Here is a 24807-nt window from a genome sequence, read left to right on the forward strand (position 1 = left end):
ATTTCGCCCATGGACACATCGATTGCCCGCCGCAACATCCTGGCGCGCATCCGCGCCGCGCAAGGGCGCGAGCCCGAACCGAGCGCCGCCGAGCGCGAAGCCGCGGCGGACTATCTCGCGCGTCATCCGGCCGGTCCGCGCCCGGACATGCCCACCGATCTGCGCGCGCGCTTCATCGAGGAAGCGCAGAAAATGGCGAGTACTGTCGACACCGTTCAAACCTTCGCCGATGTACCCGCCGCCGCGCATCGCTATCTGACGCAACACGGTTTGCCGTTGCAGGCCATCGCGTGGCAAACGCTGCGCGATCTGCCGTGGGCTGCAGCCGGCCTCGCCGTCGAATTTCGCAAGCCGCAAGACAATGACGTGGTCGGTCTCACCGGCTGTTTCTGCGCGACCGCGGAGACCGGCACGCTCGTGTTGCTGTCCGGTCCCGAGACGTATGCGTCGGCCGGGCTGCTGCCGGAGACGCACATCGCGATCGTGCCGGGCTCGCGGATCGTCGCGGGTCATGAAGAGGCGTTCGACCTGATCCGCAAGGAACGCGGCGAGCTGCCGCGCGCGGTCAATTTCGTGTCGGGACCATCGCGCACCGGCGACATCGAGCAGACCATCGTGCTGGGCGCGCACGGCCCCTACCGGGTGCATGCGATCGTCGTGCAGGATGCTTGAACGCGTCGCGCGGCGGCGTGCCAGCGCATACGCAACACACGCGTTATCTGTCGTGCGTGCGGTTGCAAGCCGTCGGGCGGCCTGTATCGGCATGAATTCGCAGGCGGGCCGCGCGGGCCGGTGGCTCGCCGTTGCGTCGATGCTTGCGCTGTGCTCGCCGTCCGTGCAGGCTGAGACGCTCGACGGCGCGCGCTTGTCGGCGTTGTGGGGCTTGCCCTTCGCGGGTGTGCTGCTGTCGATCGCGATCGTTCCGCTGATCGCGCCAGCCCTCTGGCATCACCACTTCGGCAAGATCGCCGCGGCGTGGGCGCTCGCGTTCATCGTGCCGTTTGCCGTGAGCTTCGGCGCGAGCGCGGCGCTCGGCGCGCTCGCGCATGCCATGCTCGACGAGTACATCCCGTTCATCATCCTGCTGACCGCGCTCTATACCGTCGCGGGCGGCATCTGCGTGCGCGGCAACCTGCATGGCACACCGCGGCTGAACACCGCGATTCTCGCGCTCGGCACCTTGCTCGCGAGCGTGATGGGTACGACCGGCGCGGCGATGCTGCTGATCCGCCCGTTGCTGCGCGCAAACGACAATCGCCGCCACGTGACCCACGTGGTCGTGTTCTTCATCTTCCTCGTCGCGAACGTCGGTGGCTCGCTGTCGCCGCTCGGCGACCCGCCGCTGTTCCTCGGTTTTCTCGAAGGCGTGAGCTTTTTCTGGACCACTACGCATCTCGCGCCCCCGATGCTGTTCGTGAGCGGCATGCTACTTGCCGTTTTCTATGCACTCGACTCGTACTACTTTCACCAGCGCGAGGAAGTGCGTTCGGCTTTCCTCGATCCGACGCCCGACGGCGCGCCGCTCGGCATCGACGGCAAGATCAATTTCGTGCTGCTCGCCGCGGTGATCGCGCTCGTGTTGATGAGCGGACTGTGGCGCCCGCAAATCACATTCGACGTGCTCGGCACGCACGTCGCGTTTCAAAACATCGTGCGCGACGCCGCGCTGATCGTGGTCACGCTGCTATCGCTCGCGTGGACACCGCGCGCGGCCCGCGCGGGCAACGACTTCAAGTGGGCGCCGATCGAGGAAGTCGCCAAACTGTTCGGCGGCATCTTCGTGACGATCGTGCCGGTCATCATGATCCTGCGCGCGGGAGAAGCCGGCGCGTTCGCGGGCATCGTCCATCTGGTCAATGATCCGTCAGGCGAGCCGCGCGACATCATGTACTTCTGGGCGACCGGCCTGCTATCTTCGTTTCTCGACAACGCGCCGACCTACCTCGTGTTCTTCAACCTGGCCGGCGGCGATGCGCAGACCTTGATGACCACCGGCGCGACCACGCTCGCGGCGATTTCGGCCGGCGCCGTGTTCATGGGCGCGAACACCTACATCGGCAACGCGCCGAACTTCATGGTGAAGGCGATCGCGCAATCGCGCGGCGTGCGCATGCCGAGCTTTTTTGCGTATCTGGGCTGGTCCGGCGCGGTGCTGGTGCCGTTGTTCGCGCTGACCGGCCGGCTCTTTTTTGAACGCTGACTCTGCAACGCCGAGACAATCCCTCGACGTGCGATACGGAGACTTGCATTGCAGAAAATCCTCGTTGCCCGTTCGATCTTTCCCGACGTGATCGACCGGCTCAAGCAGTACTTCGACGTCGACTGGAACGAGGGCGACGTGTTGCCCGCCGACGAACTGAAGCGCCGTCTCGCGGACAAGGACGGCGCGCTGACGGCCGGCGAGATGATCGACGCGGGCGTGCTCGCCGCGGCACCGCGTCTGCGCGTCGTGTCGAACATGGCGGTCGGCTACAACAACTTCGACATGGCCGCGTTCAACGCGGCGAACGTACTCGGCACCAACACGCCGGACGTGCTGAACGAATCGACCGCCGATTTCGGCTGGGCACTGATGATGGCCGCCGCGCGCCGCATCGCCGAGTCGGAGCACTGGCTGCGCGCCGGACATTGGCAGAAGTGGAGCTACGATGGCTTCCTCGGCAGCGACCTATACGGTTCGACGCTCGGCGTGATCGGCATGGGCCGCATCGGCCAGGCGCTCGCGCGGCGCGCGCAGGGCTTCAACATGCGGGTCATCTATCACAATCGCTCGCGCGTCGCGCCGCAAATCGAGGCCGATCTGAACGCGGAGTACGTGTCGAAAGAGGATCTGCTGCGGCGCGCCGACCACGTCGTGCTGGTGCTGCCGTACAACAAAGGCAACCACCACACGATCGGCGCGGCCGAACTGGCGCTGATGAAGCCGAGCGCGACGCTCACCAACATCGCGCGCGGCGGCATCGTCGACGATGCGGCGTTGGCCGACGCGCTGCGTGACAGGCGCATCGCGGCGGCCGGTCTGGATGTGTTCGAAGGCGAGCCGCAGCTGCATCCGGCGCTGCTGAACGTGCCGAACGTCGTGCTGACGCCGCACATCGCGAGCGCGACCGAAACCACGCGCCGCGCCATGGCGAATCTCGCCGCGGACAACCTGATCGCCGGCCTCGGCGCAGGACCGCGCGCCGGTCAGCCGCCGAATCCGATCAATCCCGACGTGCTCGGCAAGGCGCGTTCATGACAATGATTCTGGCGGCGGTCGTCGCGGTGCTGGCGGTTGCCCTCGTGATCGCACTCGCCTTGCTGCTACGCGGTCACGACCGCACGGAGCAGCGCGAACAGTTCGAGATGCTGAACGAACGCGTCGATGCCGTCGTCGACGCGCAGGCGCATACCGCCGAGCGGCTCGAGCGGCAATTGCGCAACGACATCGCCGAGACCGCGCGCGTGTCGCGCACCGAGCAAAGCAGCGGCTTCGCGCATTTTCAGCAGACGCTCGCCGCGCAGTTCAGCAGCATGACGACGGTGCAGGGCGGCAAGATCGACGGCTTCGCGCAACAGCTCGACGCCGTGCGTCACAGCCTGCAGGCGCAGGCGCAGCAGGCGCGCGACGAGCAGGGCCGCTCGCTGAAGCAGTTCGGCGACACGCTGAGCCTGCAACTCGGGCAACTAACCGAGGCGAACGACCGGCGCTTCGCCGAAGTGCGCGCGACGATCGAGCAGCGTCTGAAGGACATCGAGGCGAACAACGCGACGCGGCTCGAGGAAATGCGCCGCACCGTGGACGAAAAACTGCACGCAACGCTTGAGCAGCGTCTCGGCGAGTCGTTCAAGCTCGTGTCCGACCGGCTCGAACAGGTGCATCGCGGCCTCGGTGAAATGCAGACGCTGGCGGCCGGCGTCGGCGATCTGAAGCGCGTGCTGACCAACGTGAAGACGCGCGGCACGTGGGGCGAAGTGCAGCTCGAAGCCTTGCTCGAACAACTCCTGACCGTCGATCAATACGCGAAGAACGTCGCGACGGTGCCGAAGAGCGCCGATCGCGTGGAGTTCGCGATTCGTCTGCCGGGGCGGCCGGAGCCCGGCGGCGCGAATACGCCGGTATGGCTGCCGATCGACGCCAAATTCCCGCGCGAGGACTACGAGCGGCTGATCGAAGCGCAGGAGCGCGCCGATCCGGTCGCGGTCGAGGAAGCATCGCGCGCGCTCGAAGTGCGAATTCGCGCGGAGGCGCGCACGATCGCGGAGAAGTACGTGGCGCCGCCGCATACGACCGACTTCGCGCTGCTGTTCCTGCCGACCGAAGGCCTGTACGCGGAAGTGCTGCGCCGACCGGGACTCACGGATCTGTTGCAGCGGGACTATCGCGTGACGATTGCGGGGCCGACCACGCTGACCGCGTTGCTCAATAGTCTGCAGATGGGTTTCCGCACGCTCGCGATCGAAAAGCGTTCGAGCGAGGTGTGGCAGGTACTCGGCGCGGTGAAGACTGAGTTCGGCAAATTCGGCGACGTGCTCGCGAAGACCAAGGCGCAGCTCGAAACCGTCACGCGTTCGATCGAGGCCGCGGAAACGCGCACGCGCATGATGAACCGCAAGCTGCGCGACGTCGAGGCGTTACCGGGCGACGAGGCGAGCGGGTTGCTCGGCGATGCGCTGTCGAATGCGGAGCCTGATGAGCAATGAGGGGCGAGGCGCTGGAATTCACGCCCTTGCAGCCAGCCGCACCAGCGCATCGCCCGTCACGCGCACGACGCGCCAGTCCGGCAACACCGTCGCCCCCATCTTCTGATAGAAGCTGATCGCCGGCTGATTCCAGTCGAGCACGGTCCACTCGAAGCGAGCGCATTGGCGCTCCACCGCCAGCGCCGCGACGTGTCGCAGAAGCGCGGTGCCGAGCCCGCTGCCCCGCTGCGCGGGCTGCACGTAGACGTCTTCGAGATAGAGCCCGCGGCGGCCCGCGAAGCTCGAAAAATTGTGGAAGAACAGTGCATAGCCCACGATGCTCCCCGCGTCTTCGGCAACCAGCGCTTCGATCGACGGCCGCGCGCCGAACAGCGCGTCGCGCAGGCTATCTTCCGTCGCGACGAAGATGTGCGTGAGGTTCTCGAACTGCGCGAGTTCGTAGGTGAGCGCGAAGATCGCGCCGGTATCCGCGGGCTTGGCGGCGCGGATCGTCGCGGGCATTACGCTTCTTCCGGTGCGTCGGCCAGATGGATTTCGATACCACCGAAGCGCGACGCGACCCAGTTGTAGGCGTGGCACGCGATCCACAACAGCACGAAGCCGAGGATCGCGTTCAGCAGCAGCGCGCTGAACACCGTGCTCAGCTCGACCGAGCCATAGCGCACGAACGCGACCACCACGCCGAGCAGCACGATCGGCACCGAGAACGTCAGATACACGAGGATCAGCGCTTTGGCCGTCTGTCCTGGTGCGATGAACGAGATCTGTTTTTTCATGTAAGTCAAACCCGTGTGTCGTAGTAGTGATAGTGGGTGGCGTGTCGATGAAGTGCTGCTGTGGTGCCGATGTCGTGCGATCGATGCGCCGCCTGGAACGTCAGATGAGACCGTCGAACAGCATGATCGACACGCGATCGCCGACGTCGATGTCGCCCTCGTCGTGGCCGAGCACGATGAAGCAGTTCGCTTCGCTCATCGAGCTCAGCACGCCTGAGCTTTGCGACCCGGTCGGGCTCACGTGCCAGTGTCCGTGCGCGTCCTGTTCGGCGATGCCGCGCTGGAATTCGGTGCGGCCCGCGCGCTTGCCCACCGCCACGCGGCTCGTCGCGTGAATCACCGGCAGCGGCCGCGGCGTCGCGCCGGCCATCAGCAGCAGCGCTTCGCGCACGATCTGATAGAACGTCACCATCACGGCGACCGGATTGCCGGGCAGGCCGAAGAATAGCGCAGGTTTGCCGAGCCCGGGCTGTGCGCCGGACCACAGGCGGCCGAACGCGAGCGGCCGGCCGGGGCGCATCGCGAGACTCCAGAAGGCGACGTCGCCGAAGGTCTGTAGCAGCTGCTTCGTGAAGTCCGCTTCGCCCACCGACACGCCGCCCGAAGTCAGCACCACGTCGGCGTTGGCCGCGGCACTGCGCAGCGCGGCTTCGAGCGCGGCCGGCTCGTCACGCACGACGCCGAGATCGAGCGCGTCGATGTTCAGGTGCCGCAGCATCGCAAACAGCGTGTAGCGGTTGCTGTCGTAGACCGAGCCCGCGTCGAGCGGCTCGCCGAGCGAGCGCAGTTCGTCGCCGGTCGAAAAGAACGCGACGCGCAAACGCCGCCGCACGCTGACTTCGCCAATGCCGAGCGACGCGAGCAGGCCGAGGTCCGACGCGCGCACGATGCGGCCGGCATGCAGCGCGACGTGGCCGCGCGCGAGATCTTCGCCGGCGCGGCGGCGGTTCGCACCCGCCGCCGCCGCGCTGGCGGCGAAGCGGATCGACGTGGAATCCGCACCGTCGCGCTGCACCTGTTCCTGCGGCACGACGGTGTCGCAACCGGCGGGCATGCAGGCGCCCGTCATCACGCGCACGCACTGGCTCGCCGCGACGCGGCCCGCGAACGGATGACCGGCGAGCGCCTTGCCGGCGACCGTCAGCTCGACGCTGTCCGCGCCGCCTCGCATAGCGGCCGCGAGCGCCGCGTGATTGAACGCGTAGCCGTCCATCGCGGAGTTGTCGTGCGCGGGCACGTCGATCGGCGACACGATGTCGGCGGCTAGCACGCGGTCGAGTGCATCGCGCAACGCCAGGCGCTCGACGGCCGCGACCGGCGTCGCCCACTGCCGGACGATCGCCTGAGCGGCGGGGACGGGTAGCGCATGAGGATCGTACTGCGCGACGCAGCGGGAAAAGTCGTTGAGCGTGGTCATGAATGGCTGGGCGTCGCGACCGGTGACGGGCGCGGCTGTTGCCGTGCGGCCGGAGCGGATGTCAGCCGGGGCCCCGATTGCGTTCGAGGTCGGCGAGTTCTTGTAACGAGTTGGCATTGTAGAACGCGCGCTCGTCGGCAAAGACGACTTCGACCGTCTTGTGGCGCGCGTACCACGCGCGGACCTTGCGCTCGCCGGAGGCCAGAAACGCGGCCAGGTCGTCCGCGACGGCGGTGCGCATCAGTGCGAATACCGGGTGCAGGGAGGTTTCTCCACCAGTGTCGACAGTGGTGACCGTTGCGATGTCGGCGTGGTTCGCGTCGAGCGCATCCGCGAGGCGCGCGGCGAGGTCGGCCGGTAGCCACGGCGAATCGCAGGGCGCGCTCAGCAGGTACGCCGTGCCGGCGGCGCGCAGTCCGGCGAGCATGCCGGCGAGCGGGCCGGGAAAGTCGGGGAGGGTGTCGGCGACGAGCCTTGCGCGATATGGCGCGCCGAGCGCCGCGTAGGTGTCGGGATGGCGGTTCGCGCTGATCATCAGCGGGCCGGTCTGCGGCGCGAGGCGCCGCAGCACGTGAGCGGCGAGCGGTTCGCCGTGCAGCGGCTGCAACCCCTTGTCGATGCCACCCATGCGCGTGCCGCGCCCGCCCGCGAGCACGAGGCCAGTGATCTGTTCGCGGGGGATGGACATGCGTCGGCCGCTCAGCCGCCGATGTAGGACATTTCGACGCGACGCATGGCCGGCTCGCCCTGATCGGCCGGCTGGCTGCCGCGCAGCTGCGAGTAGCGGTCGCCGCGGCCCTGCCAGATTTCGGCGATGGCGGTGGCGATCCCGGCATCGCTCGCACCGCCGCGCAACAGCGCGCGCAGGTCATGTCCGGTCGATGCGAACAGGCACAGGTATAGCTTGCCCTCGGTCGACAAACGCGCGCGCGTGCAATTGCCGCAGAACGCGCGGGTGACGCTCGAAATGACGCCGATCTCGCCGCCGCCGTCGACATAACCCCAGCGTTGCGCAGTTTCGGCGGCGCTGTGCGCTTCGAGCGGCACCAGCGGGAAATGCTCGGCGATGCGCGTGACGACCTCGGCGGAAGGCAGCACTTCGGTCATGTTCCAGCCGTTCGAGGTGCCGACGTCCATGTACTCGATGAAGCGCAGCACCGCGCCCGTGCCTTTGAAATGACGCGCCATGGGGACGATTTCGCCGTCGTTGGTACCGCGTTTGACGACCATGTTGACTTTGACCGGCGCGAGCCCGACCGCGTGCGCGGCGGCGATGCCATCGAGCACGTCGGCGGCCGCGAAGTCGGCGTCGTTCATGCGGCGGAACAGTGCGTCGTCGAGCGCGTCGAGGCTGACGGTCACGCGGGTGAGGCCGGCGTCCTTCAGGCTGCGCGCCTTGCGCGCGAGCAGCGAGCCGTTGGTGGTCAGCGTGAGATCGAGCGGACGGCCCGCAGGCGTGGTCAACCGGGCGAGCCGTTCGATCAGGAATTCGAGGTTTTTGCGCAGTAGCGGCTCGCCGCCGGTCAGGCGAATTTTCTCGACGCCATGCGCGACGAACAACTGCGCGAGCCGCTCGATCTCCTCGAAACTCAACAACGCGCTGTGCGGCAGGAAAGCATAGTCCTTGTCGAACACTGCGCGCGGCATGCAATACACGCAGCGGAAGTTGCAGCGGTCCGTCACCGAGATGCGCAGATCGTGCAGCGGACGCGCGAGCGCATCGTGCAGCACGCCGCTAGGTGTCTGCACTGGGCCGGTGATGACCGGCGCCGCGCTGAGATCGGCAACAGGGATGATGCGTCGTGACATGAAATGCTTCGTCAGGTGCTTTAACGGACGGGGATGATTTGATTCTATCGGAAATGCCGGTGGCGGCAGATGCGCGACGGACGTTGTCGGGGTATACGGGGAGCGGCGCGGCGCGGCTCGCGGCGACAAATGACCGCCTAAAGAAAAAGCCCGCCGGAAAGGGCGGGCTTTTTCACGAACAACGACGCGGCTTACTGCGGATGCTTGATCGTTTCGACCTGTTGCATCGGCGTGTGGTCGTCTGGCGGCAGCGCCTTGCGCTCACGGATCGCGCGCGGCGGCTTGACCGTCTGCGCCGCCGCTTCCTGCGCGGCACGCAGCTTGTCGGCGTCGGTGTTCACCCAGATCAGGCCAGCCTGCTCGAGGATCGGCTGCAAGGCGTCGGCCGATGCGGCGGCGGGGGCTGCGCTGCGGACGGGGGCCGGCTGCGGGGCCGCAGCGACGGGCGCCGGTTCGACCACGGCCGGTTCCGTTGCGACGACCGGTTGCGGCTCGACGATTTCGGCCTGCGGTGCCGGCACGGCTGCCGGTGCCTCGACGATCGTGGCCGGAGCCGCGGTGTCGAGCGCAGCCGGGACGGCTCGCGGTTCGGTCGGGACGGTCGGCTGCACTTCCAGGGCCGGCTCGACTGCCGGGGACTCGGCATGCGCGGCGGGTTCGACCGAAGCGGCCGGCGTAACCGGTTCGCTCGCGGCCGACGCGGCTTGCTCTGCCTGCGCTGGCGCTTCGATAGCCGGCTCCGCCGCCACGGGTTCGATCGACGCCGCCGGGGCCTCTTCGACCGGCACGACCTTTTCGGTCTTCGCGGCATTTTCCGCGGCGAGAGCCGGCGTTTCGGCTGCCGCATGCAGTTCGGCCACGACGGCGCTTTCCGTTGCGACAGCGGCGACCACCACTTCGACCGGGGTCACTTCCTTCGCTTCGCTGGCTGCAGGCGTGTGCTCGACCGGCTGCTGGGTGCGCACCGGCGCTTCGTCGCTGGCGGCAACGTTGTCGCCTTCGGCTTCCGCGACATCCGCCGCGAGATTGCCATCCACGTCCTCTTCACGCTCGCGACGACCACCACGACGGCCGCGGCGGCGACGACGACGCTCTTCGCCGTCACGTGCGACTGTTTCCTGATCGACCGGCACGCCGTTTTCACCCGCTGCGGCGCGGTTGCGCGCCAGTTCGTCGGCAGCTTGCGTGTCGGTTTGCGTCAGCGCCGAGGCGGCTTCCGCCTGCGGCTTGCGACGCTCGCCACGCTCGACGCGTTCAGCGCGCTCGCCACGCTCGCGACGCTCACCGCGTGCCGTGCCTTCGACGGCTTCCGCGCGCTCGGCGCCGCGGGTGTCGCGTTCGCGAGCCTCGCGCGGTTCACGCTGCTCGCGCGCTTCACGCGGCTCGCGAGCCTCACGCAGTTCACGGCCTTCACGGGCCTCACGCGGTTCGCGTTGCTCACGCGGCGCGCGCGGTTCGCGGCCCTCGCGTGCCTCGCGGCCTTCGCGTTCCTCGCGACGCGGCGACGGCTGCTGACCTTGCGCCTGACGGCCGCCGGTCACGCCTTCGCCACGCGCTGCCGCGTCGCGACCGCCTGCGCCGCCACGGCGATTGCGGTTGCGATCCCCGCCGCGCTCGCCCGTGCGCTCACCGCGCTCGGTGCGCTCGCCGCGTTGCGGACGAGCCTGCTTGTCGGTGGTGGCCGGCGCGGCGGGCGCCGGAGCAGCCGGCTGCATGCCGAACAGATTCTTCAGCCAGCCGATGAAGCCGCCACTGGCCGGCGTCACCGCGACCGGAGCGGGGATGGCCGCCGGGCGGGCCGGCGCGCTCGGAGCCGGCTTCTCGGGCGTGATGCCCTTGACCGCCGCTTCCTGCTTCGGCTTCACTTCCTCAGCGCGCTTGCTGTAGCCGGTTTCCGATTCGAGTTCGCGGGCCGCTTCTTCGGCCATCTTCCACGATGCGCGCGGCTCGTCGAGGCGCGCGTCGTCGTGACGCAGACGCTCGAGCTTGTAGTGCGGCGTGTCGAGGTGCTTGTTCGGGATCAGCACGACGTTGACCTTGAAACGCGACTCGATCTTGTTGATTTCGGCGCGCTTCTCGTTCAACAGGAAGGCGGTCACTTCGACCGGCACCTGGCAGTGGATCGCCGCGGTGTTTTCCTTCATCGCTTCTTCCTGAATGATCCGCAGCACTTGCAGCGCGGACGATTCGGTATCGCGGATGTGGCCCGTGCCGTTACAGCGCGGACACGTGACGTGGCTGCCTTCCGACAGCGCCGGACGCAGACGCTGACGCGACAGCTCCATGAGGCCGAAGCGCGAGATCTTGCCCATCTGGACGCGGGCGCGGTCGTGCTTCAGCGCGTCTTTCAGGCGCTGTTCGACTTCGCGCTGGCTCTTGGCCGATTCCATGTCGATGAAGTCGATCACGATCAGGCCGCCCAGGTCGCGCAGACGCAGCTGGCGAGCGACTTCGTCGGCGGCTTCGAGGTTCGTGCGCGCGGCCGTTTCCTCGATGTCCGCGCCTTTGGTGGCGCGCGCCGAGTTCACGTCGATCGCGACGAGCGCTTCGGTGTGGTCGATGACGATCGCGCCGCCCGACGGCAGCGGCACGGTGCGCGAGTACGCGGTTTCGATCTGGTGCTCGATCTGGAAGCGCGAGAAGAGCGGCACGTCGTCGTGGTAGCGCTTTACCTTGCCGACGTTGTCCGGCATCACGATGTCCATGAAGGCGCGGGCCTGGTCATGGATTTCGGTCGTGTCGATCAGGATTTCGCCGATATCGGGCTGGAAGTAGTCGCGAATCGCGCGGATCACGAGGCTCGATTCGAGATAGATCAGCATCGGCTGGCCGGCCGTGCCACTTTGCGACGCGGCTTCGATTGCGCGCCACAGCTGCATCAGGTAGTTCAGGTCCCACTGCAGCTCTTCTGCGCTGCGGCCGATGCCGGCTGTGCGCGCGATGATGCTCATGCCTTCCGGCAGTTGCAGCTGCGCCATGGTTTCGCGCAGTTCCTGACGGTCGTCGCCTTCGATCCGGCGCGACACGCCGCCGCCGCGTGGGTTGTTCGGCATCAGCACCAGATAGCGGCCGGCGAGCGAGATGAACGTGGTCAGGGCTGCGCCCTTGTTGCCGCGTTCTTCCTTTTCGACCTGGACGATCAGTTCCTGACCTTCCTTCAGTGCGTCCTGGATGCGTGCGGAACGCATGTCGACGCCGTCGCGGAAGTACTGGCGGGCGACTTCCTTGAACGGCAGGAAGCCGTGACGGTCTTCGCCGTAGTTGACGAAGCAGGCCTCGAGCGACGGCTCGATGCGCGTGATGATGCCCTTGTAAATATTGCCTTTGCGCTGTTCGCGACCGGCGGTTTCGATATCGATGTCGATGAGTTTTTGCCCATCGACGATGGCGACGCGCAGCTCTTCCTGCTGCGTCGCGTTGAACAACATTCGTTTCATTGAACGGCTCCAGAGCGGCCTCGCCGGCCCAGCTGCGCGGTTGTCAGTCGCGAGAGCGGGGAGAGTAGGCGTGCCGCGTCTTATTGTGTTTTCACAAACACGCTGGAGCGGGAAAGATGGCGGGAGAATTGCCTGAGAGGGCCCAGCCCGATAAAAAAAGGGCACGGTGCCGCAGGGCACATGCGAACACGGCTTCAAATCATGGCCTGACACGCCGCGTTTAGCCAGCAGACCTTCATAAGTCTTCGCCCTCTGAAGCCGGCGCGCCAAATGGGCGCGCGAGCAAAGGGCCGAAGTCCGCGGTCATGCCGCAACGGGAAGTTCGCGCAGGCGGCGCGTCTTTTCCTGCTGGGGGTGTCTCGCCTTCTTTTGACGTCGCCATGTCTTGTACTTTCTACAAGACGCCTTGGGCGCACGCCGTATTTTCGCGACTTGCAGCTTCGTCCAGCTGGGCGTCATACCACCCGGATCACGAAGCTGAAAGCTAAATTCTTTTTTACCAAAATTCCGTTACCGTCGAAGCCGACCTTGACCGAACGCGCCTGCGGGCGCCGTCCCTGCCGGGTGCTGACTTCGTGCGTGCAACTTGTTGCATCTCATTTTCAGGGTGAGCAACCAGACCCCGGCGCAAGTAAAATAACGGTTTATCGCTTGCGCTCGCGCAATCCGCCGCATTCCGGACACTGCGCCGGCCGTCGCGGACTGCTGGGCAAATTATATTCAGAATGAAAGAGTTAGGCAAAACATCCCAGAGATCGGTTGCAGGCGCGGTCGAAGACTCGGTTTCAAGCGACCAGGTTTCGCTGATCGAAATCGACGACCGCTCGGCTGGCCAGCGCATCGACAATTTCCTGCTGCGCGTCTGCAAGGGCGTGCCGAAAAGCCATATTTATCGCATCCTGCGCAGCGGCGAAGTGCGCGTGAACAAGGGCCGGATCGACGCGCAGTACCGGCTCGAACTGGGCGATCTGGTGCGTGTGCCGCCGATCCGCGTCGCGCAGCCGAATCAGGCCGCAGCCCGCGTGCCCGTGCCCGCGCCGGGCTTTCACATCCTGTTCGAAGACGAGCATCTGCTCGTGATCGACAAGCCGGCCGGCGTTGCGGTCCACGGAGGCAGCGGTGTCGCGTTCGGTGTGATCGAGCAGATGCGCGAGGCGCGGCCGCAGGCGAAATTCCTGGAACTCGTGCATCGACTGGATCGAGAGACCTCGGGCATCCTGATGCTCGCGAAGAAGCGCGCGGCGCTCGTCAATCTGCACGAGCAGATTCGCGATAACCGGATGGACAAGCGCTACTACGCGTGCGTGCACGGCGAATGGGCGAGCGACTGGGGTCGCCGCCGCGCGGTAAAGGAGCCACTTCACAAGTACCTGACCGCCGACGGCGAGCGCCGCGTGCGCGTGCAGGCCGATGGCCTCGCTTCGCACACGATCTTCAATCTGGTCGAGCGCTGGCCGGAATATGCGCTGCTTGAGGCGGAACTGAAGACGGGGCGTACGCACCAGATTCGCGTGCATCTGCAGCATCTGGCACTACCGATCGTCGGTGACGCCAAATATGGCGATTTCGCGCTGAACAAGGCGCTTGCGCGCGCCAACGCGAAGCCCGGCATCAAGCGGATGTTTCTGCACGCTTACCGGCTCAAGCTCACGCATCCTGCGACGGGCGCGCCGCTGCAGCTGGAGGCACCGCTGCCTGCCGACTGCCGCGGCTTTATAGAACAACTCAACGAACTACGCACTGGGTTCAACCCGGAGACGACCTTGCATGGCTAGAGAGCAATTCGATCTGATCGTGTTTGACTGGGATGGCACGCTGATGGATTCCACCGCGCATATCACGCGCAGCATCCAGGCGGCGTGCCGCGATCTCCGCCTGCCGGTTCCCGCGGACGAAGCCGCGAGCTACGTCATCGGGCTCGGCCTGCGCGACGCGCTGCAGATTGCCGCGCCGACGCTCGATCCGGCCGACTACCCGCGGCTTTCTGAGCGTTACCGCTTTCATTTTCTTGTAAAAGACCAGACTACCGAGCTGTTCCCCGGCGTGCGCGAGATGCTCCAGGAGTTGCGCGACGTCGGCTATCTGCTCGCGGTCGCGACCGGCAAGAGCCGCGTCGGGCTCAATCGCGCGCTTGACCAGGCGCGCCTGACGAGCCTGTTCGACGGCACGCGCTGCGCTGACGAAACCTTCTCGAAACCGCATCCGGCCATGCTGCACGAGCTCACCCGCGAATTGGGGCAGGATACGGCGCGCACGGTCATGATCGGCGATACGACACACGATCTGCAAATGGCGCTCAACGCTGGCGTGGCGGGCATTGGCGTGACTTATGGCGCGCATCCGGCGAATTCGCTGAATGCGATGTCGCCGAAGTTCGTGGCGTCGAGCATCAGCGATCTGTCCGGTTGGCTGCGGGAGAACGCATGAGCGCCGACGGCGTGGATACCGCTACTGCCGCGGCTGCGCAGGCAGTGCGCATTTGCGCGGCCGACGAGCTGGTCGACGGTGGCGACGGCATCCGGCACGACGCGCGGCTCGGCGGGCAGGATGCCGTGGTATTTTTCGTCCGCTATGATGGCTGCGCCTACGGCTATTTGAACCGTTGCGCTCATGTGCCGATGGAGCTCGACTGGCAGGAAGGACAGTTCTTCGAATCGTCCGGCTTATACTTGATGTGCGCGACACATGGCGCGATTTACGCGCCGGATACTGGCAAATGCGTCGGTGGTCCGTGTCGCGGGGGCAGATTGCGTCCCGTGCAGGTCGAGGAACGCGATACGCTCGAGGGCCGTGCGGTATTCTGGCTGCCTGACAGCGATTTGCTGCCGGTCACGCGCTGATTTCCTCTTCCTTTTTTCCACTGCCCGCATGTCCGACAATTTGACCCCCGAAAAGGACCCTGCCTCGGGAGGCGGCTCCCGTGCACCCGCCGACCAGCCCGGCTGGGAAAGGGCCGCGCTCGAGCGCATCGCGCTGGCCGCGATCAACGAGCAACGCGCCTCGCGACGTTGGCGGATTTTCTTCCGCTTCCTGTTCCTCGCAGTGCTCGCACTGGCGGTATGGGGTGCGCTGAACGTCTCGGGCGAGCGGGTCGCCACGACTGGCCGTCATACGGCAATGGTTTCGCTTGATGGCGAGATCGCAACGGATGCGAGTGCGAACGCCGAAGATATCAACACTGCACTCGATTCCGCGTTTGAGGATTCCGATACAGCCGGCGTGATTCTTTATTGCAACAGCCCGGGCGGCAGTCCAGTGCAAGCGGGCATTATCAACAGCGAAGTTCGGCGATTGCGCGGCAAATATCCGTCTATTCCGCTGTATGTCGTGGTCGGCGACATGTGCGCGTCCGGCGGCTACTACGCGGCCGCGGCGGCGGAGAAGATCTATGTCGACAAGGCGAGTATCGTCGGTTCGATCGGCGTGCTGATGGACAGCTTTGGTTTCACCGGCCTGATGGACAAGTTGGGGATTCAGCGCCGACTGCACACATCGGGTGAGAACAAAGGCTTTTTTGATCCGTTTTCGCCCGAAACGCCGAAGATGGACGAACATGCGCAGGTTATGCTCGATCAGATCCACGCGCAGTTCATCGAAGCGGTGCGTCAAGGGCGCGGCAAGCGTCTGCACGAGACATCGGACATGTTCTCGGGTCTATTCTGGACGGGGCAGAAGAGCGTCGAACTTGGACTCGCGGACGGTTTTGGCGATGCAGATTACGTCGCGCGTGAGATCTTCAAGGCGCCGGATATCATCGATTACACGGTGAAAGAGAGCATTACGGATCGCGTTGCCCGCAAATTCGGTGCGGCCGTCGGCGCCGGCGCGGTTCGGGCGATGGCGCTCGGCGCGAAAATGAATCTGCGTTGAATCCACAGTTTTAAAAAGACGCCCGCGCGGTCGGTTTCGGCCGATCGCGCGGACTTTGCGTTGTGAGTTTCGGGCCCAGGTCGCCCTCAACTGCCTGGCCGGCGCCTACGTTCAGGCCGCCAGAATCAGAAAAATCGCCGGCCGCTTATGCAGGTCGATCTCCGCCTTCTTTTTCCAGTCGGCGACGCTCCGGCTTGCGATCACTTCGCTCGGCAGCGTCAGATCGACCGCCACGCAGACCAGCGTCGACGGCGCGCAGGTCGCGAGCAAGGTATCGAGCAGCGCGCGATTCCGGTACGGCGTTTCGATGAAGATCTGCGTTTGCTTGCTCTTGCGCGACTGCTGCTCGAGATCGCGCAGACGTTTGGCGCGCTCGGTGACGTCGACGGGCAGGTAGCCGTGAAACGCGAAGCTTTGGCCGTTCAGCCCCGATGCCATCAGCGCGAGCAGAATCGAACTCGGCCCGACCAGCGGCACAACCTTTACGCCGCGCTCGTGCGCGCGTCGCACCAGCAGCGCGCCCGGGTCCGCGACTGCAGGGCAGCCAGCCTCGGAGACGAGGCCCGCATCGGTGCCCGACAGCAGCGGCGCGAGCAGCTTGTCGATTTCGCCGGCCGGCGTATTGACGTTCAGTTCGCGAATCTCGATTTCTTGAATCGGCCGATCGGGGCCGACTTTCTTCAGGAACGCGCGCGTGGTTTTGGCGTTTTCGCCAATGTAATAGTGCAGCAACGCCGCGCGGGCGCGTACGGGCGCGGGCAGTACCAGATCGAGCGCGCTTGCGTCGCCTTCGCCGAGCGTGTTGGGAATGAGATAGAGCGTACCGGTCATCGGGCCCCCAAAAGCGGGTAGTTGGCCGCGAGCAGCATGTGCGACAGCGCGATAAGCGGCAGGCCGACGAGCGCGGTCGGGTCGTCGGAATGGATGGCCTCCAGCAGCGCGATGCCAAGCCCTTCGGATTTGGCGCTGCCGGCCACGTCGTACGGTGTTTCAGCGTGCAGGTAGGCGTCGAGCGCCGCGTCCGGCAGATCGCGAAAGCGCACGCGGGTGATCACGTCGATCGTTTGCGCGCTGTCTGTCGCGCTGTCGAACAGACACAGCGCGCTGTGGAACAACACGTCGCGGCCGCGCATCGCCTGCAATTGCGCGAGCGCCCTGTCGTGCGTGCCGGGTTTGCCGATCTGCAGGCCGTCGTAGGTGGCGACCTGGTCGGAGCCGATCACGAGCGCGTGTTCGTCGGCGGCGAGGCCTTGGGCGACCGCACGCGCTTTGGCTTCGGCGAGGCGCAGCGCAGTGGCTTCGGGTGTTTCGGCGGCGAGCGGGGTTTCGTCGATCGCAGGCACGACGACGTCGAACGGCACGCGCAGGCGTTCGAGCAACTCGCGGCGATACCGCGAACTCGACGCCAGAATCAGGCGTGGCGGGCGTTTGGAGGATTCAGGCATAGTTTGCGGGCAACGGGAGCGGCGGGTCGTACGTGGTCGCGCGAGGCTCCCGTACGTACGGGCTTAAGTGTTTGACTCGAAAAGGCAAAACGGATATGATTTCGGGCTTTTCACGATATGCTTGCACTTGAAGGGTCTCGGCGCGTTCAGTGGCTTTCGGCAGTCGGAAGGTTGAAGAAAGCCCGGCAGGGTGAACGCAACGGCCGCGGGCCGCACTGACTGCCCCGCACACCGGATTATCTTCGCGGCGGATCTGATCATCCTTCGCGAATCACCCCGGCAACATGCTTGCCGACGCAGGAGCGCACATGACTCAACATCCTGGCAAACCTGCAGGTCTGTCCGACCCGCATGAACTCGATCTGTTCGAATTTTCGCGGAGCGGGCGTCAGGCCGCGGGTGTCGTGCGCGTCTCGCAACTGCCGCGCATGTTAAACGAAGTCCCGGCGGAAGCGCCAGATCGCGACACCGCGTTCACATGGCAGGCCGAAGGGACGATGCAGCCGGAATTGCAGGACGATGGCACCGAAGGTTCCCAGCCTTATCTGCGGCTGGCGATTCACGGTGCCGCGTGGCTCGAATGCCAGCGGTGCTTGACGCCGTATTCGCAGGCGTTCAACGTCGATGCAACTTACCGGATCGTCAATACGGAGGCGGAAGCCGAAGAGTTTCCGCTGGACGAGGATGAAGTCGAGGTGGTCGTCGGCTCGCGCCAGTTCGATCTCATCGACTTGATCGAAGAAGAGTTGCTGCTTTCCTTGCCGCTCGTGCCCAAACACGAGGTCTGTCCCGAAGTGCACGAGAGCCTTGTCTCGGGCACGGACGGTAGCGAAGGCGAGGGCGACGAAGCCGCGCAGAAAGAATCTGGCGATGCCAGCAAGCCGGACCAGTCCAGCGAGCGGCGCAATCCGTTCGCGGCGCTCGAAAGTCTGAAACGCGACGAACCGGGCGGCAAGAAGCGCTAAACAGTTGCAGGGGGCGCGATGCGGGCGCATTGGCCATTCGGCCAGTGGTTAAGTCCGTGTCGGGCTGTGTTAGAATTCGGAAAATTTTTTGGAGTTTTAGTCATGGCAGTTCAACAAAACAAGAAGTCGCCGTCGAAGCGCGGCATGCACCGTTCGCACGATTTCCTGACGGCAGCGCCGCTGGCCGTCGAGCCGAGCACGGGCGAAGTGCATCTACGTCACCACATTAGCCCGAACGGCTACTATCGCGGCAAGAAAGTCGTCAAGACGAAGAACGACTAATCGTTGACTGCGATGCGCCCTGTGGCGTTTCGCGTAGCGATCGGCTCGCTTGACATTTTCCCGGTTCGGCAAAAAGGCGGCATTCAACTGCCGCTTTTTTGTGTCTGAAATTCGTCGCACTCCATGACAGTAAAGCTCACGATAGATTGCATGGGAGGCGACCACGGCCCGTCCGTGACCGTTCCCGCTGCCGTCAACTTCGTTCGTTCGCATCCCGACGCGCAGTTGCTGCTCGTCGGCATTGAAAGTGCGATTCGTGCGCAGCTGAAGAAGCTCAAGGCTCAGGATCTGCCGGCGCTGACCGTCGTACCTGCTACCGAGGTCGTCGCGATGGACGACCCGGTCGAGGTCGCGCTGCGCAAGAAAAAAGATTCGTCGATGCGCGTGGCGCTGAACCGCGTCAAGGAAGGCGAGGCGCAAGCCTGCATTTCCGCCGGCAATACCGGCGCGTTGATGGCGGTCTCGCGCTATGTGCTGAAAACGCTGTCGGGCATCGAACGCCCGGCCATCGCGTTTGCCCTGCCTAATCCCACCGGCTATACGATGATGCTCGACCTGGGCGCCAACGTCGACTGCGAGCCGCAGCATCTGCTGCAGTTCGCCGAGATGGGGCACGCGCTCGTGTCCGCGCTCGAAGGAAAAGAGCGGCCCACCATCGGCCTGCTCAACATCGGCGAAGAAGTCATCAAGGGCAACGACATCATCAAGCGCGCCGGCGAACTGCTGCGTGCGAGTACACTCAACTTTCATGGCAATGTCGAAGGCGACGACATCTACAAGGGCACCGTCGACGTGATCGTCTGCGATGGCTTTGTCGGCAATGTCGCGCTGAAGACGTCGGAAGGTCTCGCGCAGATGCTGTCCAACATCATCAAGGAAGAGTTCGGCCGTTCGTGGCTGACCAAGGTGATGGCGGTGCTCGCGCTGCCGGTATTGATGCGCTTCAAGAAACGCGTCGATCATCGGCAATACAACGGCGCCGCGCTGCTCGGCTTGCGCGGTCTCGTGATCAAAAGCCACGGTTCAGCCGATGCCTACGCGTTTGAGTGGGCTATCAAACGCGGGTATGATGCCGTCAAAAACGGCGTGCTGGAGCGCCTTGCGCGAGCGATGGAAGAGAACGCGAGTTCTCTCGAACAGGCGGCGCGCGACGCAAGCGGTGCGGGTCACGCAAGCCCGATCGCAGGCCAGCCGGCCGAGCCCTACGCTGCGCAATCCTCGAAGGCATAATGGCTCAATCCACAATCTACTCCCGCGTGCTGGGCACCGGCAGCTGTCTGCCGCCCAACCGCGTCACCAATCAGGATCTGGCTGAGCGTCTCGCCAGGCAAGGCGTTGAAACGAGCGACGAATGGATCGTCGCGCGCACGGGCATCCATGCGCGTCACTTCGCCGAGCCGGACGTCACGACCAGCGACCTCGCGTTGATTGCCTCGCAGCGAGCGATCGAAGCGGCGGACATCGATCCGCAGTCCATCGACCTGATCGTCGTCGCCACCTCCACGCCGGACTTCGTGTTCCCGAGCACCGCCTGCCTGCTGCAGAACAAGCTCAGGATCAAGAATCACGGTGCCGCGTTCGACATACAGGCGGTCTGCTCCGGCTTCGCCTATGCGGTGGCGACGGTGGACGCCCTGATTCGCAGCGGCCAGCATCGCACGGCGCTCGTGGTCGGCGCCGAAACTTTCTCGCGCATTCTCGATTTCAACGACCGCACCACCTGCGTGCTGTTCGGCGACGGCGCCGGCGCAGTGATCCTGCAAGCGTCCGACGCACCGGGCGTGCTTTCGAGCGCGCTGCACGCGGACGGCAGCCATTCGAACATTCTGTGCACGCCGGGCAACGTGAATGGCGGCGTGGTCGCCGGCAGCGCCTTCCTGCACATGGACGGTCAGGCGGTGTTCAAGCTTGCCGTCAACGTGCTCGAGAAGGTCGCGATCGAAGCATTGGAAAAAGCCGATCTGAAGCCCGAGCAGATCGACTGGCTGATTCCGCATCAGGCCAACATCCGCATCATGCAAAGCACCTGCCGCAAGCTCGGCCTGCCGCAGGAGCGCATGGTCGTCACGGTGGGCGAGCACGGCAATACGTCGGCGGCGTCCATTCCGCTTGCACTCGACGTCGCGGTGCGCGACGGCCGCATCAAGCGCGGCCATAACGTGCTGATCGAAGGCGTCGGCGGCGGCTTCACGTGGGGCGCGTCGGTCATCCGCTACTGAGCGGGACGACGCATTCCGGGGCGTCGCTGGCGGCGCCCGTGCGGCCGGAATAACACCGCGCGCCATCTGGCAGCCACATCCGATTAAACAGATTTTGGGGACGATATGAAATTCGCGTTCGTTTTTCCGGGGCAGGGTTCGCAGGCGGTCGGCATGCTCAACGCATTGGCCGATTACGCGATCGTGCGTGAGACGGTTCAGGAAGCCTCCGACGCACTCAACCAGGACCTCGGCAAGCTGATCGCCGAAGGCCCCGCCGAAGATCTCAATCTCACCACCAATACCCAGCCGGTCATGCTGACCGCGGCCTACGCTATCTATCGCGCGTGGCAGCAGGCGGGCGGCCCGGCGCCGGCGCTCGTCGCCGGCCATAGCCTTGGCGAATACACGGCGCTCGTCGCGGCCGGCGCGCTTGCGTTCCGCGACGCGGTGCCGCTCGTGCGTTTCCGTGCGCAGGCGATGCAAACCGCGGTACCGGTGGGCGAAGGCGGCATGGCCGCGATTCTCGGCCTCGACGACGACACGGTGCGCGCGGTCTGCGCGGAAGCGTCGGCGGCGGGCGTCGTCGAAGCGGTCAATTTCAATGCGCCGGCGCAAGTCGTGATCGCGGGCCACAAAGCCGCGGTCGAGAAAGCCTGCGAAGTCGCGAAGGCGAAGGGCGCGAAGCGCGCGCTACCGCTGCCGGTGTCGGCGCCGTTCCACTCGTCGCTGCTCAAGCCGGCGTCGGATCAATTGCGCGAATACCTCGCGAGCATCGACGTGCAGGTGCCGTCGATTCCCGTCATCAACAACGTTGACGTCGCCGTGGTCAACGAGCCGGCCAAAATCAAGGACGCACTCGTGCGCCAGGCAGCTGGTGCGGTGCGCTGGGTCGAATGCGTACAGGCAATGGCAGCGCAGGGCGTCACGCACGTGATCGAATGCGGCCCGGGCAAGGTCCTTGCGGGTTTGACCAGGCGCATCGACGGCAATCTCGTCGGCGCGTCGGTGTTCGATCCGGCGTCGCTCGAAGAAACGCTGAAGCTCGTGACGGCAGACTGAGCGCGCATTCGCGAACGGGTATCGACAGAGCAATGCCGCGCTGGCGCGGCATCCCTCGACATTCGAATCAACAAGAATCAATGAGCCCTATTTGAAGGGCATCCGGACTGACAGATGGAAAAGACTCTCGACAAGCAGATCGCAATCGTGACGGGCGCATCGCGCGGCATCGGCCGTGCGATCGCGATGGAACTCGCGCGTCAGGGCGCGACGGTGATCGGCACCGCGACGAGCGAAAGCGGCGCGACGGCGATCACCGAAGCGTTCAAGGCGGCGGGCGTGAACGGCCGCGGCGCGGTGCTCGACGTCAACGACGCGGCCGCGGCCGAAGCGCTGATCGACGGCACCGTCAAGGAATTCGGCGCGCTGAACGTGCTGGTGAACAACGCCGGCATCACGCAGGATCAACTGGCGATGCGCATGAAGGACGACGACTGGGACGCCGTGGTCGACACCAACCTGAAGTCGGTGTTCCGTCTGTCGCGTGCGGTGCTGCGCCCGATGATGAAAGCGAAGGGCGGTCGGATCATCAATATCACGTCGGTGGTCGGCTCGGCCGGCAACCCGGGGCAGATCAACTACGCGGCCGCGAAGGCCGGCGTCGCGGGCATGACGCGCGCACTCGCGCGTGAGATCGGCAGCCGCGGCATCACGGTCAATTGCGTGGCACCTGGTTTCATTGATACCGACATGACGAAGGCGCTGCCCGAAGAGCAGCAGACCGCGCTGAAAACGCAGATTCCGCTCGGCCGCCTCGGCAGCCCGGAAGACATCGCGCACGCGGTCGCGTTCCTCGCGTCGCCGCAAGCGGGCTACATCACCGGCACGACGCTGCACGTGAACGGCGGCATGTATATGCAGTAACCAATTTCGGTTACTATCCGCGCCTTGATGCGTTTGCGGAAAGCACGAGGCGCATGCGTTGACAGGAACCCGATGCGCCGCTTTTTTGCCGGGTCAAACCTGATAAAATGCGCGCACCTGTATTTTTGAACTTCTTTTCCCTTGGAGGGGTAATGGACAATATCGAACAGCGCGTCAAGAAGATCGTCGCGGAACAACTGGGCGTTGCGGAAGCGGAAATCAAGAACGAAGCGTCGTTCGTGAACGATCTCGGCGCCGACTCGCTCGACACCGTTGAACTCGTGATGGCCCTCGAAGACGAATTCGGCATGGAAATTCCAGATGAAGAAGCCGAGAAGATCACCACCGTTCAGCAAGCGATCGACTACGCTCGCGCAAACGTCAAGGCCTAAGGTCATTCGCGCCTGCGTTTCTGCACGGGCCGCGCATGACGCCCTGCCGTGCCGCTTGCCGGCGCCAGCAGGGTCGACGCTATCGGGCGTGTCCATTGGCACACCATACGTCGCGCCGCTTACCACGCAGGAGCCAGCGATGTTGACAGCGCAACTTTCCGCGCGATTGCCGACTTAAACAGCCACAGGGCACACAGGGCGATTCCTGTGGCCGCTGTGGCTTTTGCTTTTTGTCATCTATGAAAAAGGGGTTACCGTGAGCCGCCGTCGTGTTGTTGTTACAGGCCTGGGGCTGATTTCGCCTGTTGGCAATAATGTTGCCGATGGCTGGGCCAATCTGGTCGCCGGCAAGTCTGGGATTGCCAATATCACGAAGTTCGATGCGTCGAACTTCTCGACTCGTTTCGCCGGCGAGGTGAAGGGCTTCAATATCGAGGACTACATCCCCGGTAAGGAAGCGCGCCACATGGATACCTTCATCCATTACGGCGTGGCTGCGGGCATCCAGGCGATGCAGGACAGCGGCCTCGAAGTCACCGACGAGAATTCGGAGCGCATTGGCGTGGTGGTCGGTTCGGGCATCGGCGGTCTGCCGATGATCGAAATCACCCAAACCGAATTGCTCAATCGCGGCCCGCGTCGCATTTCGCCATTCTTCGTGCCGGCTTCGATCATCAACATGATCTCCGGCCACCTGTCGATCAAGTTCGGCATCAAGGGTCCGAATCTGTCGATCGTTACCGCGTGTACGACCGGTCTGCACTGCATCGGCGAGGCTTCGCGCCTGATCGAATATGGCGACGCCGACGTGATGATCGCGGGCGGCGCGGAATCGACCGTGTCGCCGCTCGGTATCGGCGGCTTTGCCGCGGCTCGCGCGCTGTCGCAACGCAATGACGATCCGGCTACCGCGAGCCGTCCGTGGGACAAGGACCGCGACGGCTTCGTGCTGGGCGAAGGCGCCGGCGTAATGGTGCTCGAAGAATACGAGCACGCGAAGGCGCGTGGCGCGAAGATCTACGCGGAAATCGGCGGCTACGGCATGAGCGGCGATGCGTATCACATGACCGCGCCGCTCGAAGACGGTGACGGCGCACGCCGCTGCATGCTCGCAGCGCTGAAGAACGCGGGCATCAACGGCGATCAGGTGAGCTACCTGAACGCGCACGGCACGTCCACGCCACTCGGCGATCTGGCGGAAACGACCGGCATCAAGCGGGCGTTCGGCGACCACGCGAAGAACATGGTCGTCAACTCGACCAAGTCGATGACGGGTCACCTGCTGGGCGGCGCTGGCGGTCTGGAGTCGGTGTTCACGGTGCTCGCCGTGCATCACCAGGTGTCGCCTCCGACCATCAATATTTTCAACCAGGACCCGGCCTGTGATCTCGATTACTGCGCGAACACCGCGCGGGAAATGAAGATCGACGTCGCGCTGAAGAACTCGTTCGGGTTCGGCGGCACGAACGGCACGCTGGTGTTCAAGCGCGCCGGATCGCCTGATCTCGGGTGACGCGTCGGTTCACGACGCCGGCTTCGCCGGCGCTTTCCCCCGCACCGGCAACGTTGGGTAGAGCAGCGCAGCGGATCACGCTGCGTCGCTCTAT

The 24807-nt window shown here is 65.0% G+C and carries 24 protein-coding genes; 16 read left to right on the forward strand and 8 right to left on the reverse strand.

Annotation, left to right across the window (positions count from 1 at the left end):
- The first annotated feature begins 9 nt into the window (after positions 1-9).
- The 4 genes from HDG33_RS13620 to HDG33_RS13635 all read left to right on the forward strand — a co-directional run bounded on the left by HDG33_RS13620 (position 10) and on the right by HDG33_RS13635 (position 4683).
- Positions 10-672 (forward strand): lactate utilization protein C, encoded by a 663-nt coding sequence (locus HDG33_RS13620; RefSeq protein WP_018421304.1) that lies wholly within the window; start codon positions 10-12, stop codon positions 670-672.
- Positions 673-811: 139 nt separating this feature from the next.
- Entirely contained in the window at positions 812-2200 is a 1389-nt protein-coding gene (locus HDG33_RS13625; protein WP_260330425.1) for a sodium:proton antiporter, read from the forward strand.
- Positions 2201-2248: 48 nt separating this feature from the next.
- Positions 2249-3238: a D-glycerate dehydrogenase gene (locus HDG33_RS13630; RefSeq protein ID WP_184027911.1), complete on the forward strand. Its 990-nt coding sequence runs from the start codon at positions 2249-2251 to the stop codon at positions 3236-3238.
- Entirely contained in the window at positions 3235-4683 is a 1449-nt protein-coding gene (locus tag HDG33_RS13635; RefSeq protein ID WP_184027914.1) for a DNA recombination protein RmuC, read from the forward strand. The genes HDG33_RS13630 and HDG33_RS13635 overlap by 4 nt, the downstream gene beginning before the upstream one ends.
- Before the next feature lie 18 nt (positions 4684-4701).
- Here the strand turns inward: HDG33_RS13635 and HDG33_RS13640 are convergent, their stop codons facing one another.
- The 6 genes from HDG33_RS13640 to HDG33_RS13665 all read right to left on the reverse strand — a co-directional run bounded on the left by HDG33_RS13640 (position 4702) and on the right by HDG33_RS13665 (position 12122).
- Complete coding sequence (locus tag HDG33_RS13640; protein ID WP_184027917.1) at positions 4702-5184, reverse strand: GNAT family N-acetyltransferase; 483 nt, start codon at positions 5182-5184, stop codon at positions 4702-4704.
- Complete coding sequence (locus HDG33_RS13645) at positions 5184-5459, reverse strand: hypothetical protein (RefSeq protein ID WP_008923126.1); 276 nt, start codon at positions 5457-5459, stop codon at positions 5184-5186. The genes HDG33_RS13640 and HDG33_RS13645 overlap by 1 nt, the downstream gene beginning before the upstream one ends.
- A 100-nt stretch (positions 5460-5559) precedes the next feature.
- A complete protein-coding gene (glp, locus tag HDG33_RS13650; RefSeq protein ID WP_184027921.1) occupies positions 5560-6876 on the reverse strand; it encodes a gephyrin-like molybdotransferase Glp in 1317 nt (438 codons plus the stop codon).
- A 61-nt stretch (positions 6877-6937) separates the two neighbouring features.
- Positions 6938-7564 carry a molybdenum cofactor guanylyltransferase MobA gene (gene mobA / locus HDG33_RS13655; protein ID WP_184027924.1) on the reverse strand — a complete coding sequence of 209 codons (627 nt, stop codon included), beginning with the start codon at positions 7562-7564 and terminating at the stop codon, positions 6938-6940.
- Positions 7565-7575: 11 nt separating this feature from the next.
- Positions 7576-8685, reverse strand: coding sequence for a GTP 3',8-cyclase MoaA (gene moaA / locus HDG33_RS13660; RefSeq protein WP_184027933.1), 1110 nt, complete (start codon positions 8683-8685; stop codon positions 7576-7578).
- Between the two features lie 191 nt (positions 8686-8876).
- On the reverse strand, positions 8877-12122 hold the full coding sequence (locus HDG33_RS13665) for an Rne/Rng family ribonuclease (protein ID WP_184027959.1): 3246 nt from the start codon (positions 12120-12122) through the stop codon (positions 8877-8879).
- A 725-nt stretch (positions 12123-12847) separates the two neighbouring features.
- On the opposite strand from HDG33_RS13665, the gene HDG33_RS13670 reads away from it, so the two are divergent.
- From HDG33_RS13670 to HDG33_RS13685, 4 genes are read left to right on the forward strand one after another with little or no spacing between them, the layout of a single operon-like run.
- Positions 12848-13897, forward strand: coding sequence for an RluA family pseudouridine synthase (locus HDG33_RS13670; RefSeq protein ID WP_184027972.1), 1050 nt, complete (start codon positions 12848-12850; stop codon positions 13895-13897).
- Positions 13890-14549, forward strand: a complete 660-nt coding sequence (locus HDG33_RS13675; protein ID WP_184027976.1) for an HAD-IA family hydrolase — start codon at positions 13890-13892, stop codon at positions 14547-14549. Before HDG33_RS13670 ends, HDG33_RS13675 begins: the two co-directional genes overlap by 8 nt.
- On the forward strand, positions 14546-14962 hold the full coding sequence (locus tag HDG33_RS13680) for a Rieske 2Fe-2S domain-containing protein (RefSeq protein WP_184027979.1): 417 nt from the start codon (positions 14546-14548) through the stop codon (positions 14960-14962). The genes HDG33_RS13675 and HDG33_RS13680 overlap by 4 nt, the downstream gene beginning before the upstream one ends.
- Positions 14963-14990: 28 nt before the next feature.
- Positions 14991-15992 carry a S49 family peptidase gene (locus tag HDG33_RS13685; RefSeq protein ID WP_184028749.1) on the forward strand — a complete coding sequence of 334 codons (1002 nt, stop codon included), beginning with the start codon at positions 14991-14993 and terminating at the stop codon, positions 15990-15992.
- Between the two features lie 111 nt (positions 15993-16103).
- Here the strand turns inward: HDG33_RS13685 and HDG33_RS13690 are convergent, their stop codons facing one another.
- Positions 16104-16823: an SAM-dependent methyltransferase gene (locus HDG33_RS13690; protein WP_184027982.1), complete on the reverse strand. Its 720-nt coding sequence runs from the start codon at positions 16821-16823 to the stop codon at positions 16104-16106.
- Positions 16820-17437 carry a Maf-like protein gene (locus HDG33_RS13695; protein WP_184027985.1) on the reverse strand — a complete coding sequence of 206 codons (618 nt, stop codon included), beginning with the start codon at positions 17435-17437 and terminating at the stop codon, positions 16820-16822. Before HDG33_RS13695 ends, HDG33_RS13690 begins: the two co-directional genes overlap by 4 nt.
- A 308-nt stretch (positions 17438-17745) precedes the next feature.
- Between HDG33_RS13695 and HDG33_RS13700 the strand changes: the two genes are divergently transcribed.
- The 8 genes from HDG33_RS13700 to fabF all read left to right on the forward strand — a co-directional run bounded on the left by HDG33_RS13700 (position 17746) and on the right by fabF (position 24713).
- Positions 17746-18402: a DUF177 domain-containing protein gene (locus tag HDG33_RS13700; protein ID WP_184027997.1), complete on the forward strand. Its 657-nt coding sequence runs from the start codon at positions 17746-17748 to the stop codon at positions 18400-18402.
- Between the two features lie 102 nt (positions 18403-18504).
- On the forward strand, positions 18505-18684 hold the full coding sequence (rpmF, locus tag HDG33_RS13705; RefSeq protein WP_006401275.1) for a 50S ribosomal protein L32: 180 nt from the start codon (positions 18505-18507) through the stop codon (positions 18682-18684).
- 123 nt (positions 18685-18807) lie between these two features.
- A complete protein-coding gene (gene plsX, locus HDG33_RS13710; RefSeq protein WP_090801179.1) occupies positions 18808-19914 on the forward strand; it encodes a phosphate acyltransferase PlsX in 1107 nt (368 codons plus the stop codon).
- Complete coding sequence (locus HDG33_RS13715; RefSeq protein ID WP_184028002.1) at positions 19914-20903, forward strand: beta-ketoacyl-ACP synthase III; 990 nt, start codon at positions 19914-19916, stop codon at positions 20901-20903. Before plsX ends, HDG33_RS13715 begins: the two co-directional genes overlap by 1 nt.
- A 105-nt stretch (positions 20904-21008) precedes the next feature.
- Complete coding sequence (gene fabD / locus HDG33_RS13720) at positions 21009-21944, forward strand: ACP S-malonyltransferase (RefSeq protein ID WP_184028027.1); 936 nt, start codon at positions 21009-21011, stop codon at positions 21942-21944.
- Between the two features lie 114 nt (positions 21945-22058).
- Complete coding sequence (fabG, locus tag HDG33_RS13725) at positions 22059-22808, forward strand: 3-oxoacyl-ACP reductase FabG (protein WP_090801174.1); 750 nt, start codon at positions 22059-22061, stop codon at positions 22806-22808.
- A 152-nt stretch (positions 22809-22960) separates the two neighbouring features.
- Positions 22961-23200, forward strand: coding sequence for an acyl carrier protein (acpP, locus tag HDG33_RS13730; protein WP_004197638.1), 240 nt, complete (start codon positions 22961-22963; stop codon positions 23198-23200).
- Between the two features lie 256 nt (positions 23201-23456).
- Positions 23457-24713, forward strand: a complete 1257-nt coding sequence (gene fabF, locus HDG33_RS13735) for a beta-ketoacyl-ACP synthase II (protein WP_184028047.1) — start codon at positions 23457-23459, stop codon at positions 24711-24713.
- Positions 24714-24807: the final 94 nt, after the last annotated feature.

Origin of the sequence: Paraburkholderia sp. Cpub6 (assembly GCF_014201065.1) — a bacterium.
In the GTDB taxonomy this organism is placed as follows: domain Bacteria; phylum Pseudomonadota; class Gammaproteobacteria; order Burkholderiales; family Burkholderiaceae; genus Paraburkholderia; species Paraburkholderia tuberum.

What these genes read in the sequence shown, in the direction of transcription:
- HDG33_RS13620 (WP_018421304.1), top strand. Translation starts at nt 10, where the DNA reads ATGGACACATCGATTGCCCGCCGCAACATCCTGGCGCGCATCCGCGCC.
- HDG33_RS13625 (WP_260330425.1), top strand. Translation starts at nt 812, where the DNA reads ATGCTTGCGCTGTGCTCGCCGTCCGTGCAGGCTGAGACGCTCGACGGC.
- HDG33_RS13635 (WP_184027914.1), top strand. Translation starts at nt 3,235, where the DNA reads ATGACAATGATTCTGGCGGCGGTCGTCGCGGTGCTGGCGGTTGCCCTC.
- HDG33_RS13640 (WP_184027917.1), bottom strand. Translation starts at nt 5,184, where the DNA reads ATGCCCGCGACGATCCGCGCCGCCAAGCCCGCGGATACCGGCGCGATC.
- HDG33_RS13645 (WP_008923126.1), bottom strand. Translation starts at nt 5,459, where the DNA reads ATGAAAAAACAGATCTCGTTCATCGCACCAGGACAGACGGCCAAAGCG.
- glp (WP_184027921.1), bottom strand. Translation starts at nt 6,876, where the DNA reads ATGACCACGCTCAACGACTTTTCCCGCTGCGTCGCGCAGTACGATCCT.
- mobA (WP_184027924.1), bottom strand. Translation starts at nt 7,564, where the DNA reads ATGTCCATCCCCCGCGAACAGATCACTGGCCTCGTGCTCGCGGGCGGG.
- moaA (WP_184027933.1), bottom strand. Translation starts at nt 8,685, where the DNA reads ATGTCACGACGCATCATCCCTGTTGCCGATCTCAGCGCGGCGCCGGTC.
- HDG33_RS13665 (WP_184027959.1), bottom strand. Translation starts at nt 12,122, where the DNA reads ATGAAACGAATGTTGTTCAACGCGACGCAGCAGGAAGAGCTGCGCGTC.
- HDG33_RS13670 (WP_184027972.1), top strand. Translation starts at nt 12,848, where the DNA reads ATGAAAGAGTTAGGCAAAACATCCCAGAGATCGGTTGCAGGCGCGGTC.
- HDG33_RS13675 (WP_184027976.1), top strand. Translation starts at nt 13,890, where the DNA reads ATGGCTAGAGAGCAATTCGATCTGATCGTGTTTGACTGGGATGGCACG.
- HDG33_RS13680 (WP_184027979.1), top strand. Translation starts at nt 14,546, where the DNA reads ATGAGCGCCGACGGCGTGGATACCGCTACTGCCGCGGCTGCGCAGGCA.
- HDG33_RS13685 (WP_184028749.1), top strand. Translation starts at nt 14,991, where the DNA reads ATGTCCGACAATTTGACCCCCGAAAAGGACCCTGCCTCGGGAGGCGGC.
- HDG33_RS13690 (WP_184027982.1), bottom strand. Translation starts at nt 16,823, where the DNA reads ATGACCGGTACGCTCTATCTCATTCCCAACACGCTCGGCGAAGGCGAC.
- HDG33_RS13695 (WP_184027985.1), bottom strand. Translation starts at nt 17,437, where the DNA reads ATGCCTGAATCCTCCAAACGCCCGCCACGCCTGATTCTGGCGTCGAGT.
- HDG33_RS13700 (WP_184027997.1), top strand. Translation starts at nt 17,746, where the DNA reads ATGACTCAACATCCTGGCAAACCTGCAGGTCTGTCCGACCCGCATGAA.
- rpmF (WP_006401275.1), top strand. Translation starts at nt 18,505, where the DNA reads ATGGCAGTTCAACAAAACAAGAAGTCGCCGTCGAAGCGCGGCATGCAC.
- plsX (WP_090801179.1), top strand. Translation starts at nt 18,808, where the DNA reads ATGACAGTAAAGCTCACGATAGATTGCATGGGAGGCGACCACGGCCCG.
- HDG33_RS13715 (WP_184028002.1), top strand. Translation starts at nt 19,914, where the DNA reads ATGGCTCAATCCACAATCTACTCCCGCGTGCTGGGCACCGGCAGCTGT.
- fabD (WP_184028027.1), top strand. Translation starts at nt 21,009, where the DNA reads ATGAAATTCGCGTTCGTTTTTCCGGGGCAGGGTTCGCAGGCGGTCGGC.
- fabG (WP_090801174.1), top strand. Translation starts at nt 22,059, where the DNA reads ATGGAAAAGACTCTCGACAAGCAGATCGCAATCGTGACGGGCGCATCG.
- acpP (WP_004197638.1), top strand. Translation starts at nt 22,961, where the DNA reads ATGGACAATATCGAACAGCGCGTCAAGAAGATCGTCGCGGAACAACTG.